This is a genomic window from Microbacterium oxydans (genome assembly GCF_000956405.1).
In the GTDB taxonomy this organism is placed as follows: domain Bacteria; phylum Actinomycetota; class Actinomycetes; order Actinomycetales; family Microbacteriaceae; genus Microbacterium; species Microbacterium oxydans_C.
In genome coordinates, this window is the sequence record NZ_JYIV01000023.1 from 1 (window position 1) to 14,644 (window position 14,644).

General features: G+C 68.1%; 15 protein-coding genes and 1 pseudogene. 6 read left to right on the top strand and 10 right to left on the bottom strand.

The window, feature by feature from the left end:
* Positions 1-96: 96 nt before the first annotated feature.
* The 8 genes from RN51_RS06995 to RN51_RS07030 all read right to left on the bottom strand — a co-directional run bounded on the left by RN51_RS06995 (position 97) and on the right by RN51_RS07030 (position 9,309).
* Complete coding sequence (locus tag RN51_RS06995) at positions 97-585, bottom strand: endonuclease domain-containing protein (protein ID WP_197073200.1); 489 nt, start codon at positions 583-585, stop codon at positions 97-99.
* A 606-nt stretch (positions 586-1,191) separates the two neighbouring features.
* Positions 1,192-1,971, bottom strand: a complete 780-nt coding sequence (gene pstB / locus RN51_RS07000; protein WP_017828973.1) for a phosphate ABC transporter ATP-binding protein PstB — start codon at positions 1,969-1,971, stop codon at positions 1,192-1,194.
* Between the two features lie 28 nt (positions 1,972-1,999).
* On the bottom strand, positions 2,000-3,103 hold the full coding sequence (pstA, locus tag RN51_RS07005) for a phosphate ABC transporter permease PstA (RefSeq protein WP_045263345.1): 1,104 nt from the start codon (positions 3,101-3,103) through the stop codon (positions 2,000-2,002).
* 1 nt (position 3,104) lies between these two features.
* Positions 3,105-4,055, bottom strand: a complete 951-nt coding sequence (pstC, locus tag RN51_RS07010; RefSeq protein WP_045263346.1) for a phosphate ABC transporter permease subunit PstC — start codon at positions 4,053-4,055, stop codon at positions 3,105-3,107.
* Between the two features lie 92 nt (positions 4,056-4,147).
* On the bottom strand, positions 4,148-5,254 hold the full coding sequence (gene pstS, locus RN51_RS07015) for a phosphate ABC transporter substrate-binding protein PstS (protein ID WP_045263347.1): 1,107 nt from the start codon (positions 5,252-5,254) through the stop codon (positions 4,148-4,150).
* A 170-nt stretch (positions 5,255-5,424) separates the two neighbouring features.
* Positions 5,425-6,414: an NUDIX hydrolase gene (locus tag RN51_RS07020; protein ID WP_045263348.1), complete on the bottom strand. Its 990-nt coding sequence runs from the start codon at positions 6,412-6,414 to the stop codon at positions 5,425-5,427.
* Entirely contained in the window at positions 6,411-8,576 is a 2,166-nt protein-coding gene (locus RN51_RS07025) for an RNA degradosome polyphosphate kinase (RefSeq protein ID WP_045263349.1), read from the bottom strand. The genes RN51_RS07020 and RN51_RS07025 overlap by 4 nt, the downstream gene beginning before the upstream one ends.
* 49 nt (positions 8,577-8,625) lie before the next feature.
* The gene (locus RN51_RS07030; protein ID WP_045263350.1) at positions 8,626-9,309 is read right to left on the bottom strand and encodes a winged helix-turn-helix transcriptional regulator; all 684 of its coding nucleotides are present in this window, start codon (positions 9,307-9,309) and stop codon (positions 8,626-8,628) included.
* A gap of 71 nt (positions 9,310-9,380) precedes the next feature.
* Between RN51_RS07030 and RN51_RS07035 the strand changes: the two genes are divergently transcribed.
* The 3 genes from RN51_RS07035 to RN51_RS07050 all read left to right on the top strand — a co-directional run bounded on the left by RN51_RS07035 (position 9,381) and on the right by RN51_RS07050 (position 11,259).
* Entirely contained in the window at positions 9,381-9,671 is a 291-nt protein-coding gene (locus RN51_RS07035; RefSeq protein WP_045263351.1) for a hypothetical protein, read from the top strand.
* Positions 9,672-9,854: 183 nt separating this feature from the next.
* Positions 9,855-10,457 carry an FABP family protein gene (locus tag RN51_RS07045; RefSeq protein WP_045263352.1) on the top strand — a complete coding sequence of 201 codons (603 nt, stop codon included), beginning with the start codon at positions 9,855-9,857 and terminating at the stop codon, positions 10,455-10,457.
* Positions 10,429-11,259 carry a YgfZ/GcvT domain-containing protein gene (locus tag RN51_RS07050; RefSeq protein ID WP_269430489.1) on the top strand — a complete coding sequence of 277 codons (831 nt, stop codon included), beginning with the start codon at positions 10,429-10,431 and terminating at the stop codon, positions 11,257-11,259. The genes RN51_RS07045 and RN51_RS07050 overlap by 29 nt, the downstream gene beginning before the upstream one ends.
* On the opposite strand, the pseudogene RN51_RS07055 reads toward RN51_RS07050, so the two are convergent.
* Positions 11,232-11,615 (bottom strand): annotated as a pseudogene (locus tag RN51_RS07055) (RNA degradosome polyphosphate kinase); the annotation flags it as partial. The gene RN51_RS07050 and the pseudogene RN51_RS07055 overlap by 28 nt on opposite strands.
* Positions 11,616-11,664: 49 nt before the next feature.
* Positions 11,665-12,348, bottom strand: coding sequence for a winged helix-turn-helix transcriptional regulator (locus RN51_RS07060; protein WP_045263350.1), 684 nt, complete (start codon positions 12,346-12,348; stop codon positions 11,665-11,667).
* Between the two features lie 71 nt (positions 12,349-12,419).
* Between RN51_RS07060 and RN51_RS07065 the strand changes: the two genes are divergently transcribed.
* The 3 genes from RN51_RS07065 (at position 12,420) to RN51_RS07080 (ending at position 14,628) form a co-directional block, all read left to right on the top strand.
* A complete protein-coding gene (locus RN51_RS07065) occupies positions 12,420-12,710 on the top strand; it encodes a hypothetical protein (protein ID WP_045263351.1) in 291 nt (96 codons plus the stop codon).
* A 183-nt stretch (positions 12,711-12,893) separates the two neighbouring features.
* On the top strand, positions 12,894-13,496 hold the full coding sequence (locus RN51_RS07075) for an FABP family protein (protein WP_045263352.1): 603 nt from the start codon (positions 12,894-12,896) through the stop codon (positions 13,494-13,496).
* A 1-nt stretch (position 13,497) separates the two neighbouring features.
* Positions 13,498-14,628 (top strand): YgfZ/GcvT domain-containing protein, encoded by a 1,131-nt coding sequence (locus RN51_RS07080; RefSeq protein ID WP_156149125.1) that lies wholly within the window; start codon positions 13,498-13,500, stop codon positions 14,626-14,628.
* Positions 14,629-14,644: the final 16 nt, after the last annotated feature.

Consider the following 14,644-nt stretch of genomic DNA (forward strand, 5'->3'; position numbering starts at 1 on the left):
CCTCGCGCTCGTGGTCTGACCTGTCGGGCACCCCCGCCTCCCCCCTCCGGGCCCGCAGTGCGGGCCAGGAGGGGGGAGGAGGGGGTGCCCGACAGGTCAGACCACGGGCGCGAGGTGAGAGCCGCGTGCGAGAGCACCCCGGATCGCGGCCTCGACGAGATGCCAGTCGTCGATGATCAGCTCATAGGTGAAGCGCAGCGTCGTGTACCCCGCAGCGGCGGCCGCAGCGTCGCGTCGCAGGTCCTTGCTCCGCTCCTTCTCCCTGGCATGGCCCTCCCGGCCGTCGGCCTCGACGATGAGGAAGTCGTCGATGACGAAGTCGACCTCACCGACGCCGGGCACCCGCACCTGGGTCCTGACCGTGATCCCGATCCGGTGCAGTCGAAGCCGGATGAGCGACTCGAGTCCACTGTCGGCATCCGCACGAGCGAACGCGACGAGCCACCGCATCGAGGTCGGAAGATGTCGGCGAAGCCAGATCAGCCCAGCGGGGGACAGCAGTGATTGTCGCAGAGCCGACTCGAGCGCGGCGAAGAACATGTCCTCTCCGCAACAGGTCGCGACTTGGAGGAGTGTATTCGGCACGGGCGCAGCCTCTCCGACGCGCACCAGCCCCTCGTCCCAGTGCATCACGCAGACGTCGCACACCGATCGGGGAGTGCCCGCAGCTCCCATCCAGATGTGATTCGCCGGAGGAAGACGCAGCACCCAGAGTCCATGCGACGCAGCCGCCTGTGCGCATCCGATCGTTCCTCCGTGAGATGCCGCATGGATCCAGGACGCCGGGGTGTCGGGGAGCGCATAGACGCCCTGACGAGGTCGCAGCACTTTCGCCGGAGCGCACCGCACGCGAGAGCTCAGCGCGGCTCACGCCCCGTCGCCGAAGCTCAGATGTCCGCGCCATCCGCCCGAGCACGCTCAGCACTGAAGCGGCGCGCACGAAGGACATCGCTCGATACTGCCCCGCGCACTCTGCGGCGGGAGGCCGAGATCGCCCGAGGTGCGGACAACCACCTGCATTCCACGACGGTGCAGGCGAACTGCACCTCGCCCGGATACGCCGAAACCCAGACCATCTGTCGACGCGGCGGCGTGTCAGCGAGGGACACGCCGCCAACGCCTCAGGTGGTCTGGGTTTCGGCGAGAAGTGCGAGAAGTGCGAGAAGTGCGAGAAGTGCGAGAGGCGCAGGCTCAGCCGAAGCGACCCGAGACGTAGTCCTCGGTGGCCTGCACGGACGGGGTGGTGAAGATGCTCGTGGTGTCGTCGTACTCGATGAGCTTTCCAGGCTTGCCGGTGCCGGCGATGTTGAAGAAAGCCGTCTTGTCGGAGACGCGGCTGGCCTGCTGCATGTTGTGCGTCACGATGACGATGGTGAACTCGTTCTTGAGCTCGCCGATCAGCTCCTCGATGGCGTACGTCGAGATGGGGTCGAGCGCGGAGCACGGCTCATCCATCAGGAGCACCTGCGGCGACACGGCGATCGCGCGGGCGATGCACAGACGCTGCTGCTGACCACCGGACAGGCCGGAGCCGGGCTTGTCGAGGCGGTCCTTGACCTCGTTCCACAGGTTCGCACCTGTGAGCGACTTCTCGACGAGCGCGTCCTGGTCGCTCTTCGACATGCGGCTGTTGTTGAGCTTCACGCCCGCGAGGACGTTCTCCTTGATGGACATCGTGGGGAAGGGGTTGGGGCGCTGGAAGACCATGCCGACCTGTCGACGCACCAGCACCGGGTCGATGCCGGGGCCGTAGAGGTCCTTGCCGTCGAGCAGCACCTCTCCCTCGACGCGGGCGCCGGGGATGACCTCGTGCATGCGGTTGAGTGTGCGCAGGAAGGTGGACTTGCCGCAGCCGGAGGGGCCGATGAAGGCGGTCACGCTGCGCGGCTGGATGTCGAGGGAGACGCCCTCCACGGCGAGGAAGTCGCCGTAGTACACGTTCAGGTCGTTGACTTCGATGCTCTTGGACACTGCAGTTCCTTGCTTGTCGGGTCGAGGCTCAGCGGCCGGTCTTGGGTGCGAAGATCTTCGCGACCAGCCGCGCGATCAGGTTGAGCAGCATGACGATGATGATGAGCGTGAGCGCGGCGGCCCACGCTCGCTCCACGTATGCCTCAGCGGGAATGCCCTGGTACGCGTACTGGGAGTACGTGAACACCGGGAGGGTCTGCATGCGACCGCTGAACAGGTTGTAGTTCATGGCGTCGGTGAATCCGGCGGTGAGCAGCAGTGGCGCGGTCTCGCCGATCACGCGGGAGATGGCGAGCATCACGCCCGTCGTGATCCCGGCGATAGAGGTCGGCAGGACCACCTTGACGATCGTGAGCCACTTCGGCACACCGAGCGCGTACGATGTCTCGCGCAGCTCGTTCGGTACCAGGCGCAGCATCTCCTCGGTGGAGCGCACGACGACCGGGATCATCAGCACAGCCAGGGCGACCGAGCCCGCGATGCCCATGCGCACACCGGGTCCGAAGATCAACGCGAAGACCGCGTAGGCGAAGAGACCCGCGACGATGGACGGGATACCCGTCATGACGTCCACGAGGAACGTGATGGTGCGGGCCATCCGTCCGCCCTTGCCGTACTCGACGAGGTAGACGGCGGTCATGAGCCCGATCGGGATCGAGATGATCGCGGCGGCCAGCGTGACCAGCAGCGTGCCGATCACGGCGTGGAGCGCGCCGCCTCCCTCGCCGAGCACACCGCGCATCGACGAGGAGAAGAAGAGTCCGTCGAAGCGGGCGACGCCGTTGGCGACCACGGTGATCGCCACCGAGACCAGCGGCACCATCGCGATCGCGAACGCCGAGGTGACGATGCCGGTGATCAGGCGGTCGAGCGCCTTCCTGGAGCCCTCGATGATGCGCGACATCACGTAGATGAGCACGAGGTAGATCACGGCGCCGAGCACGACCGAGCCGGCGATGTTGAGGTCGGATCCGCTGGCGACCGCTTCGAGGGCGAACGGCGTGAATCCGATCAGGAGCGAGAGGGCGAGAAGCGCCCAGGGCGCCCAGCGGGGGAGGTGTCCCGAGCTGAGCGAGAGTGAGGACGGAGCCGCGCTGGAAGCGCGAGTCGTTTCGGGGGCGGTCACGGTCATGTCAGTTCGCTCCCGAGAATTCCTTGCGGCGGTTCACGAACCAGCGGGCGATGGCGTTCACCGCGAACGTCACGACGAACAGGATCAGACCGGTCGCGATGAGGATGTTGATGTTGACCTGGTACGCCTCCGGAAACGTCAGCGCGATGTTGGCGGCGATCGTGGAGGGGTTGGTGGACGTGAGGAGTTCGAACGTCACGGCCTTGCTGACCGAGAGGACCATCGCGACGGCCATGGTCTCACCGAGCGCACGGCCGAGACCGAGCATCGACGCGGAGACGATTCCGGAGCGGCCGAAGGGGAGGACCGCCATCCGCACCATCTCCCAGCGGGTGGCTCCCAGGGCGAGGGCGGCCTCCTCGTGGAGCCGGGGGGTCTGCAGGAAGATCTCGCGGCAGATGGCCGTGATGATCGGGACGACCATGACCGCGAGCACCATGGCGGCGGTGAGGATCGTGCGACCGGTGGGGGAGACCACACCGTCGAAGAGGGGGATCCAGGAGGCGTTGGTGTTCAACCAGACGTAGATGGGCTGAACCGCCGGCGCGAGGACCAGGATGCCCCAGAGGCCGAACACGACCGAGGGGACCGCTGCCAGCAGGTCGACCACGTAGCCGAGACCCTGAGCGAGCCGGCGGGGCGCGTAGTGGGTGATGAAGAGTGCGACCCCGAGTGACAGGGGGACCGCGAGCAGAAGCGCGAGGAACGCCGCCCACATGGTTCCGAAGAGGAGCGGGCCGACGTAGTCCCAGAAGTTGGTCTTGAGGAGCGAGGCGTCTTCGGCCGTCGCCGTGAAGGCGGGGATCGACTGAACGACGAGGAAGATCGCGACCGCGGCCAGCGTGATCATGATCATGGATCCGGCGGCGACCGCCGTTCCGGAGAACCAGAGGTCACCGGCGCGTTTCTTCGCGACGATGCGCGTCGACGCCGGCGAGGTCGTGGCTGTCATGGGAGCTGCTTCCTGCTCAGTGGAGATCGGGTGTCTGACGCGAGCAGACGGTCTCCGGGATGCCCTGCGGCATCCCGGAGACCGTCATCGACTCACTTGATGAGGTCGATCGCAGCCTGGGCCTGCGTGCGCAGGTCGTCCGAGATCGGGGCGCTGCCGGCGTTGGTCGCCGCCGCGTCCTGGCCCTCGGCGCTGATCGCCGTGGTGAAGAACGCCTTGGTCAGCGCGGCGACGTTCGCGTCCTCGTACTCGGCGCAGCCGATGAGGTAGCTCACGAGCAGAACCGGGTACGCGCCCTTGGCGGTCGTGGTGCGGTCGATCGCGAAGGCGAGGTCGCCATCGGTGCGGCCCTCCTCGATCTTGGAGGCGTCGAGCGTGGCGGCTGCCCCCTCGGCCGAGTGCGGCACGAATGCGTCGCCGACCTTGACGTTGACGGACGCGAAGTCCGCCGCCTGCGAGGAGTCGATGTAGCCGATGAGGCCCTGGCCGCCCTTGACGGCGTTGGCGACACCCGAGGTCTTCTCGGCGGACTCACCGGCGAGGTCGGCCGGCCACTCCTCGACGCTGCCTGCGGTCCACACGTCGCCCGCGGTCTGCGCGAGGTAGTCGGTGAAGTTGCCCGTGGTGCCCGACTTGTCGGAGCGGTGCACCGGGGTGATGGCGAGGTCGGGGAGCTTCGCGTCGGGGTTGTCCTTGGCGATCGCCGGGTCGTTCCAGTTGGTGATCTTGCCGGCGAAGATCGACGCGATGGTCGTCGGGTCGAGGTTCAGCTCGTCGACGCCGTCGAGCGAGAACACGATGGCGATGGGCGAGACGTAGGCGGGGATCTCGATGAGGTCGGAGCCGTCGACGCAGGCGCCGAAGCCGCCGGCCGAGATCTCGTCGGTCTTGAACGCACGGTCGGAACCGGCGAAGTTGACCGCGCCCTGCTGGAAGGACTCGCGTCCGCCGCCGGAGCCCTGCGGGTCGTACTCGACCTGGGCGTCGGGGTTGGTCTTCTGGAACTCCGCGGTCCAGGCCTGGATGGCGACCTGCTGCGAGGAGGCGCCCGCGCCGACGAGCGAGCCGCTGACCGCTGCGCTGTCGGAGGTGGGGGTGTCGGTGGAACCGGAGCCTGCTTCGTTCGCGGCACAGCCGGCGAGTGCGAGAGCGGCGACGGCGCCGATGGCGCCGATTCGTGCGATTCGGGAGATCTTCACTGTGGATCCTTCGATCTGGAATGGGTGGGGCCCGGTGCAGGGCACACAGTGACGCTATGGGCGACGGTTAACGAGACTCTCCCGAGCAGGTGAACGGCAGGTGAACGGCGGGCGACTCTCTGGGGTGCACCCGCAGGATTCCGGGCCTGGGCTGCGGATCCCCGTCAGGGTCAGACCTTGGGGACGTGCGTCTCGATCGCGATGATGCCCGACCCCGGGTTCGTCGCCGAGAGGTGGACGACCGAGAACGCCGCAGGCTCGAGGTCGGCGGCACTGCTCAGGTACGACCCTTGGATGGTGCCGGTCGCCAGCGCGATCTCCGACAGCAGGCCAGGCAGCACGGGACCGTGACTGCACAGCACAGCCGGTTTGCCGGCGCGGATCCGGCGGCCGACGACGGAGCGCAGATCGGAGCCTCCGTCCTCCCAGGCGTCCTGGCTGATCTTCTCGGTCTTCACGATCTTGCGGTCGAGCGCGCGTGCGAGGGGAGTGACCGTCTCGACGCACCGCACCGCATCGCTCGACACGATTCGGCGTACACCGAAGGCACGAAGCGGTCCGACGATCGACTTCGCCTGCTTCCGTCCGCGGTCGGTCAGCGGGCGGGAGGCATCGGGGCCGTCCCACTCCGAGCGGGGGGTGGCCTTCGCATGGCGCAGCGCGATCACCGGGAACGTGCGCAGCACCCCGTCGTCGACGAGCTTGGCGAAGAAGTCCAGGATCTCGAGATCGACCGGGTAGCTCAGGCGTGCGCGGGCCTTCTTCACGCTGACCCATTCGAGCGCAGCGATCTCCCGGTTGGGCACGAATGTCGACGCCCGGATGGCCGCGTCCGTCGCTTCCGCCGCCCAGTAGTGCACGACCTTCTGCTTCTGCGAGGCGAGCAGGTAGCGGCTCACGCCGACCGAGACGCCCAGGGAGACGCGGATGCCGGTCTCCTCGTGCACCTCTCGGACGGCGGTCTCGGCGAGCATCTCGCCGGGGTCGACCTTCCCCTTGGGCAGCGTGACGTCACGGTACTTGGTGCGGTGGATCAGGAGGATGCGCAGCTTGCCGTCCACCAGGCGCCACACGACCGCACCCGCCGCGTACACGGCCTTGTCCGTCCACTTCGCGCTCGTCGTCGTGTCGGCCGGAAGCTGCAGCTGCCGGCCGCTCATCGAACCGCCCGCGCGCGACGGCGCCGCTGGATCAACCCCATGGTCTTATCCTGCAGGTCGATCAGGGGCTTGCCGTCCGCATCCGTCGCGTGGCGAGTCCAGACTCCCTCAGGGCCGAGGTGCCACGACGAGGTGCCGTCGTCCATCGCCAGGTCGAAGAACGTGCTGAGCTCCTTGAGGTGGGCGGGATCGGTCACGCGCACCAGGGCCTCGACACGACGATCGAGGTTGCGGTGCATCATGTCGGCGCTGCCGATGTACACCTGCGGGTCGCCGCCGTTCTCGAACGCGAAGATGCGCGAGTGCTCCAGGTAACGCCCGAGAATGCTGCGCACCGTGATGTTCTCGCTGATGCCGTCGAGGTCGGTGCGGAGGCTGCAGATGCCGCGCACCCAGACGTCGACCTTCACCCCAGCCGCGCTCGCTCGATAGAGCGCGTCGATGATCTCCTCGTCGACCATCGAGTTCACCTTGATGCGGATGTGCGCGGGAATCCCGGCCTCGGCATTCTTGCGCTCCGCATCGATCTGACGGACCAGCCCCTTGCGCAGGTGCAGAGGGGCGACCAGCAGGCGCTTGAACTTCTTCTCGATGGCGTATCCGCTGAGTTCGTTGAACAGACGCGTCAGGTCCTTTCCGACCTGCGCGTCCGCGGTGAACAGTCCGAAGTCCTCGTAGATACGGCTGGTCTTCGGGTTGTAGTTGCCGGTGCCGACGTGCGAGTAGTGCTGGAGCTTGCCGTCTTCCTCGCGGATGACGAGGGCGAGCTTGCAGTGGGTCTTGAGCCCGACGAGGCCGTACACCACGTGCACGCCGGCCTTCTCCAGCTTGCGTGCCCAGACGATGTTGTTCGCCTCGTCGAATCGCGCCTTCACCTCGACGAGCGCGAGCACCTGCTTGCCGGCCTCTGCCGCGTCGATGAGGGCCTGCACCACGGGGCTGTCGCCGGACGTGCGGTACAGGGTCTGCTTGATGGCGAGCACGTGCGGGTCGCGGGCGGCCTGCTCGAGGAACGCCTGCACGCTCGTGGTGAACGACTCGTACGGGTGGTGCACGAGCACATCGGACTTGCGGATCGCCTTGAAGATGTCGGCACGGTTGCTCGACCCCGCGGGCTGGAAGGCGACGGCGGTCGTGGGCAGATGCGGCGGGTAGCGCAGGTCGGGACGGTCGATCCGCGACAGGTCGAAGAGCCCGCGCAGGTCGAGCGGCCCAGGCAGGCGGTAGACCTCGAGATCGGTGATGTCGAGTTCGCGGACCAGCAGGTCCATCGTGACGTCGTCCATGTCGTCGGTGATCTCGAGCCGGATGGGCGGCCCGAACCGGCGACGCAGCAGCTCGGCCTCGAGCGCCTGGATGAGGTTCTCGCTCTCGTCCTCCTCGATCTCCACGTCCTCGTTGCGGGTGAGGCGGAACGCGTGGTGATCCAGCACCTCCATGCCGGGGAAGAGGTCGCCGAGGTGGTTGGCGATGAGCTCCTCCAGTCGCAGGAAGCGCTTGATCTCGCCGCCGCCCGGCACCTCGACGAAGCGGGGGAGCATCGGCGGCACCTTGAGACGCGCGAACTCCTGGCGCCCGGTGCGGGCGTTGCGGATCCGGATCGCGAGGTTGAGCGACAGGCCCGAGATGTACGGGAACGGGTGGGCGGGATCCACGGCGAGCGGCATCAGCACCGGGAAGACCTGGGCGGAGAAGTACTCGGAGAGCGCGGTGCGCTCGTCGTCGGTCAGCTCAGACCAATCGGCGATCTCGATCCCGGACTCCGCGAGGGCGGGTCGAACCAGCGACGTCCACGCGTCGGCATGACGCAGCTGCAGAGCGTGCGCCTCGCGGGAGATGTCGGCGAGGGCGTCCACGGGGGAGCGGCCGATGTTGGTGGGCACGGCCAGACCCGTCATGATGCGTCGCTTGAGGCCCGCGACGCGCACCATGAAGAACTCGTCGAGGTTGCTCGCGAAGATCGCCAGGAAGTTGGCCCGCTCGAGTTCGGGGAGTGACGGATCCTCGGCGAGCTCGAGCACGCGCTGGTTGAAGGCGAGCCAGCTCAGCTCGCGATCCAGGTAGCGGTGGTCGGGGAGCTGGGAGTCGTACGACTCGATGGCGTCGAAGTCGTCGTCTTCGGCGTCACCGAGCCCGGCGTCGGCGAGTGCGGGATCGATCATGGGGTACATCTAAGCACCGAGAGGTGACGCGCGTGTGAACGGAGTCGGCTCAGCCCGCGCTGGCCAGGCCCTCGTCCTCGTTGACGTTGAAGCGATAGCCGACGTTGCGCACCGTGCCGATGATCTGCTCCTGGTCGCCGAGTTTCGCCCTGAGTCGTCGCACGTGCACGTCGACCGTGCGGGTGCCCCCGAAGTAGTCGTATCCCCAGACCTCGCTCAGCAGCTGCTCCCTGGTGAACACGCGAGCGGGGTGGGTCGCCAGGAAATGCAGCAGCTGGAACTCCTTGTAGGTCAGATCCAGAGGTCTGCCGCGCAGCTTCGCCGAGTAGGACTGCTCGTCGATGGTCACGCCGGATGCCTGCACGCGTGCGGGTTCGGCGACCTCGTCGCGTCGTGCCAGCACGAGACGCAGCCTGGCGTCGATCTCGGCCGGACCCGCGGTGGAGAGGAGCACGTCGTCGATGCCCCAGTCGCCGGAGAGGGCGCTCATCCCGCCCTCCGTGACGACGAGCAGCAGAGGGGAGTCCTGTCCTGCGGTCCGAAGCAGACGGCACAGCGACTTCGCCCCGACGAGGTCGTGCCGGCCATCGACGATCACGACATCGTGGTCGGGGGCACTGACTAGTTGCGAGGGCTCTGCGGGGATCTGGCGTGCGCGGTGACTCAACAGCTCGAGCGCGGGGAGCACCTGCTCGGAGAGCGGAGCGTTGGTCAGAACCAGGACCTGGGCCACACGCACTCCTCACAGACGCGGATCGACGTCGTGCCGCCATGATACCGGGAGCGATAGGTCACAATGGAGACATGACGGATCCCGCACTCGCACCGCGCAACGCGTTCGTCGGTGTGCTCGTCGTCTGGGCCACGGCCTTCCTCGCGACCGTGGCGATCGGCATCTTCGTGCCGGAGGAGTGGCGTGTTCCGTGGCTGCTCGTCGGCTTCGGCGGCGTCGTGCTCCTGTCGTTCGCCGTCCAGCTCTGGTACGGACGCACCCAGGGCTTCATCTTCCGGGTGGCCGGCAGCGTGATCGGCGCCCTGCTGCTGATGGGGATCATCTCGGTCGGGTTCGGCCTCGCCGCGCTGATCCCTGCCTGATCGCTGCCTGATCGCTGCCTGATCCCCGCCGGACGTCGGCGCGGCGCGGTAAGGTGGAGCACATGGACCTCATGGCGCTCGAAATCTTCTTCATCGGCCTGCTGGGCCTTGCGAGCCTCGCTATCGTCTTCGTCTCGGCGGTGGTGCTGCGCAACCTCTTCCGCGGCCAGCGCTGACGCGACGATGCTCGAACTGCCCGTCGACCTTCCGGCCGATCTCGTCCCCTTCGCGTGGCTCATCGGCGTCTGGGAAGGCACCGGCGTGATCGACTATCCGGTCGGCGACGAGCGTCTGCAGGGAGAGTTCACGCACCGGGTCAGCTTCAGTCATGACGGCGGTCCCTTCCTGAACTACTCGGGAACAGCCACGTTCCTGACCGAGGAGGGCGCTCCGGCGGCGGCACTGCTCGCGGAGACCGGGTTCTGGCGGCTCGCCCGCCCGGCATCGGCATCGGATCCTGGTCCCGCACTGCTGCCTCCGACCGCTCCTGCCGTCACCCGCACGGTCGACGACGTGGAGGAGCTGCGCGCTCCGAGCGGCGGATTCCCGATCGAGGTCTCGCTAGCACACGCCGACGGGGCCCTCGAGCTCTACATCGGCGAGATCAACGGTCCGCGCATCGACATCGGCTCCGATGCCGTCGTGCGCAGCGCCGGTGCGAAGGTCCACACCGCTTCCTCCCGCATGTACGGTCTCGTCGACGGCCACCTGCTGTGGGCGTGGGACATCGCCGCCCTCGGCACGCCCCTGCGCTCGCATGCGTCGGCGCGGCTGGCCAAGGTCTGACGTGTCCGCCTTCCACCAGGTCGACGGCGCTGTCTCCGACGGCGAGGTCATCGCTCATTTCGGTGACGCCTTCCGCGAGCAGCGACGTCTCGCCGGTGGTGCAGCCATCGCGCCCCTCGGGGATCGCACGGTCATCGAGGTGGCCGGCCCCGAGCGCCTCACCTGGCTCGACTCGATCACGTCGCAGTCGGTCGGCCGTCTCGCGCCCGGAGACAGCACGGAACTGCTGATCCTCGACCCGCAAGGTCGCGTCGAGCACGCGGCCGGAATCCTCGACGACGGCGCGTCGGCGTGGTTGATCGCCGACAGTGGCGACGCTGAAGCGCTCGCCGCCTGGCTGACGCGCATGAAGTTCCGCACACAGGCGACGGTCGAGGTCCGCTCAGACCTGGAGCTGGTCGGATACATCGACGGCGGAACCGTCGGATCGGTCGTGGCCGCTGCCGCGTGCGCCCCGCACGGCGTCGCCCTCGTCTGGGCCGACCCGTGGCAGCGCATCAGTGCCGGAGGACACCAGTACGCGGAGGTCGCAGACCATCCCGCCGCCGCCTTCGCCTGGCGGGTGGCCATCCTCACGGAGGAATCCGCTGATGCTCTCGCCGGTTCGCTCGATCGGGACGCCCTCGCCGGCAACCTCGCGGCCGAGGCGCTGCGGGTCGCGGCATGGCGCCCGCGCTGGACGACCGAGGTCGACGAGCGCTCGCTGCCCCATGAGTCCGACTGGATCCGCAGCGCGGTCCACTTGAACAAGGGGTGCTACCGCGGGCAGGAGACCACCAGCGACGTCCACGCGTCGGCATGACGCAGCTGCAGAGCGTGCGCCTCGCGGGAGATGTCGGCGAGGGCGTCCACGGGGGAGCGGCCGATGTTGGTGGGCACGGCCAGACCCGTCATGATGCGTCGCTTGAGGCCCGCGACGCGCACCATGAAGAACTCGTCGAGGTTGCTCGCGAAGATCGCCAGGAAGTTGGCCCGCTCGAGTTCGGGGAGTGACGGATCCTCGGCGAGCTCGAGCACGCGCTGGTTGAAGGCGAGCCAGCTCAGCTCGCGATCCAGGTAGCGGTGGTCGGGGAGCTGGGAGTCGTACGACTCGATGGCGTCGAAGTCGTCGTCTTCGGCGTCACCGAGCCCGGCGTCGGCGAGTGCGGGATCGATCATGGGGTACATCTAAGCACCGAGAGGTGACGCGCGTGTGAACGGAGTCGGCTCAGCCCGCGCTGGCCAGGCCCTCGTCCTCGTTGACGTTGAAGCGATAGCCGACGTTGCGCACCGTGCCGATGATCTGCTCCTGGTCGCCGAGTTTCGCCCTGAGTCGTCGCACGTGCACGTCGACCGTGCGGGTGCCCCCGAAGTAGTCGTATCCCCAGACCTCGCTCAGCAGCTGCTCCCTGGTGAACACGCGAGCGGGGTGGGTCGCCAGGAAATGCAGCAGCTGGAACTCCTTGTAGGTCAGATCCAGAGGTCTGCCGCGCAGCTTCGCCGAGTAGGACTGCTCGTCGATGGTCACGCCGGATGCCTGCACGCGTGCGGGTTCGGCGACCTCGTCGCGTCGTGCCAGCACGAGACGCAGCCTGGCGTCGATCTCGGCCGGACCCGCGGTGGAGAGGAGCACGTCGTCGATGCCCCAGTCGCCGGAGAGGGCGCTCATCCCGCCCTCCGTGACGACGAGCAGCAGAGGGGAGTCCTGTCCTGCGGTCCGAAGCAGACGGCACAGCGACTTCGCCCCGACGAGGTCGTGCCGGCCATCGACGATCACGACATCGTGGTCGGGGGCACTGACTAGTTGCGAGGGCTCTGCGGGGATCTGGCGTGCGCGGTGACTCAACAGCTCGAGCGCGGGGAGCACCTGCTCGGAGAGCGGAGCGTTGGTCAGAACCAGGACCTGGGCCACACGCACTCCTCACAGACGCGGATCGACGTCGTGCCGCCATGATACCGGGAGCGATAGGTCACAATGGAGACATGACGGATCCCGCACTCGCACCGCGCAACGCGTTCGTCGGTGTGCTCGTCGTCTGGGCCACGGCCTTCCTCGCGACCGTGGCGATCGGCATCTTCGTGCCGGAGGAGTGGCGTGTTCCGTGGCTGCTCGTCGGCTTCGGCGGCGTCGTGCTCCTGTCGTTCGCCGTCCAGCTCTGGTACGGACGCACCCAGGGCTTCATCTTCCGGGTGGCCGGCAGCGTGATCGGCGCCCTGCTGCTGATGGGGATCATCTCGGTCGGGTTCGGCCTCGCCGCGCTGATCCCTGCCTGATCGCTGCCTGATCGCTGCCTGATCCCCGCCGGACGTCGGCGCGGCGCGGTAAGGTGGAGCACATGGACCTCATGGCGCTCGAAATCTTCTTCATCGGCCTGCTGGGCCTTGCGAGCCTCGCTATCGTCTTCGTCTCGGCGGTGGTGCTGCGCAACCTCTTCCGCGGCCAGCGCTGACGCGACGATGCTCGAACTGCCCGTCGACCTTCCGGCCGATCTCGTCCCCTTCGCGTGGCTCATCGGCGTCTGGGAAGGCACCGGCGTGATCGACTATCCGGTCGGCGACGAGCGTCTGCAGGGAGAGTTCACGCACCGGGTCAGCTTCAGTCATGACGGCGGTCCCTTCCTGAACTACTCGGGAACAGCCACGTTCCTGACCGAGGAGGGCGCTCCGGCGGCGGCACTGCTCGCGGAGACCGGGTTCTGGCGGCTCGCCCGCCCGGCATCGGCATCGGATCCTGGTCCCGCACTGCTGCCTCCGACCGCTCCTGCCGTCACCCGCACGGTCGACGACGTGGAGGAGCTGCGCGCTCCGAGCGGCGGATTCCCGATCGAGGTCTCGCTAGCACACGCCGACGGGGCCCTCGAGCTCTACATCGGCGAGATCAACGGTCCGCGCATCGACATCGGCTCCGATGCCGTCGTGCGCAGCGCCGGTGCGAAGGTCCACACCGCTTCCTCCCGCATGTACGGTCTCGTCGACGGCCACCTGCTGTGGGCGTGGGACATCGCCGCCCTCGGCACGCCCCTGCGCTCGCATGCGTCGGCGCGGCTGGCCAAGGTCTGACGTGTCCGCCTTCCACCAGGTCGACGGCGCTGTCTCCGACGGCGAGGTCATCGCTCATTTCGGTGACGCCTTCCGCGAGCAGCGACGTCTCGCCGGTGGTGCAGCCATCGCGCCCCTCGGGGATCGCACGGTCATCGAGGTGGCCGGCCCCGAGCGCCTCACCTGGCTCGACTCGATCACGTCGCAGTCGGTCGGCCGTCTCGCGCCCGGAGACAGCACGGAACTGCTGATCCTCGACCCGCAAGGTCGCGTCGAGCACGCGGCCGGAATCCTCGACGACGGCGCGTCGGCGTGGTTGATCGCCGACAGTGGCGACGCTGAAGCGCTCGCCGCCTGGCTGACGCGCATGAAGTTCCGCACACAGGCGACGGTCGAGGTCCGCTCAGACCTGGAGCTGGTCGGATACATCGACGGCGGAACCGTCGGATCGGTCGTGGCCGCTGCCGCGTGCGCCCCGCACGGCGTCGCCCTCGTCTGGGCCGACCCGTGGCAGCGCATCAGTGCCGGAGGACACCAGTACGCGGAGGTCGCAGACCATCCCGCCGCCGCCTTCGCCTGGCGGGTGGCCATCCTCACGGAGGAATCCGCTGATGCTCTCGCCGGTTCGCTCGATCGGGACGCCCTCGCCGGCAACCTCGCGGCCGAGGCGCTGCGGGTCGCGGCATGGCGCCCGCGCTGGACGACCGAGGTCGACGAGCGCTCGCTGCCCCATGAGTCCGACTGGATCCGCAGCGCGGTCCACTTGAACAAGGGGTGCTACCGCGGGCAGGAGACCGTCGCGAAGGTGCACAACCTCGGTCATCCGCCGCGCCGGCTGGCCGCACTCCACCTCGACGGCAGCGATGCCGTGCTGCCCGAGCCCGGTGCACCGGTCTTCGCGGGCGATGACGAGGTCGGACACCTGACCTCGGTGGCGCGGCACCACGAAGACGGTCCGATCGCGCTCGCGATCCTGTCCCGGCGCGCACCGGTCGGAGACCTCGTGGTCCGTGCGGACGGCATCGATATCGCCGCGTCCCAGCAGGTGATCGTCCCGGCGGATGCCGGTGCCGTCGCTGACATCCCGCGCCTCACACGGCTGTCGCGTCGACCCACGGCGCCGGATCCGCGCGACGCGCACGCCGCCGACTGAGCCGGCATCCCCGGTC

Coding starts and splice junctions, on each gene's coding strand:
- pstA (WP_045263345.1), bottom strand. CDS start 3,103: ATGACCGTGACCGCCCCCGAAACGACTCGCGCTTCCAGCGCGGCTCCG.
- pstC (WP_045263346.1), bottom strand. CDS start 4,055: ATGACAGCCACGACCTCGCCGGCGTCGACGCGCATCGTCGCGAAGAAA.
- RN51_RS07020 (WP_045263348.1), bottom strand. CDS start 6,414: ATGAGCGGCCGGCAGCTGCAGCTTCCGGCCGACACGACGACGAGCGCG.
- RN51_RS07025 (WP_045263349.1), bottom strand. CDS start 8,576: ATGATCGATCCCGCACTCGCCGACGCCGGGCTCGGTGACGCCGAAGAC.
- RN51_RS07035 (WP_045263351.1), top strand. CDS start 9,381: ATGACGGATCCCGCACTCGCACCGCGCAACGCGTTCGTCGGTGTGCTC.
- RN51_RS07045 (WP_045263352.1), top strand. CDS start 9,855: ATGCTCGAACTGCCCGTCGACCTTCCGGCCGATCTCGTCCCCTTCGCG.
- RN51_RS07050 (WP_269430489.1), top strand. CDS start 10,429: ATGCGTCGGCGCGGCTGGCCAAGGTCTGACGTGTCCGCCTTCCACCAG.
- RN51_RS07065 (WP_045263351.1), top strand. CDS start 12,420: ATGACGGATCCCGCACTCGCACCGCGCAACGCGTTCGTCGGTGTGCTC.
- RN51_RS07075 (WP_045263352.1), top strand. CDS start 12,894: ATGCTCGAACTGCCCGTCGACCTTCCGGCCGATCTCGTCCCCTTCGCG.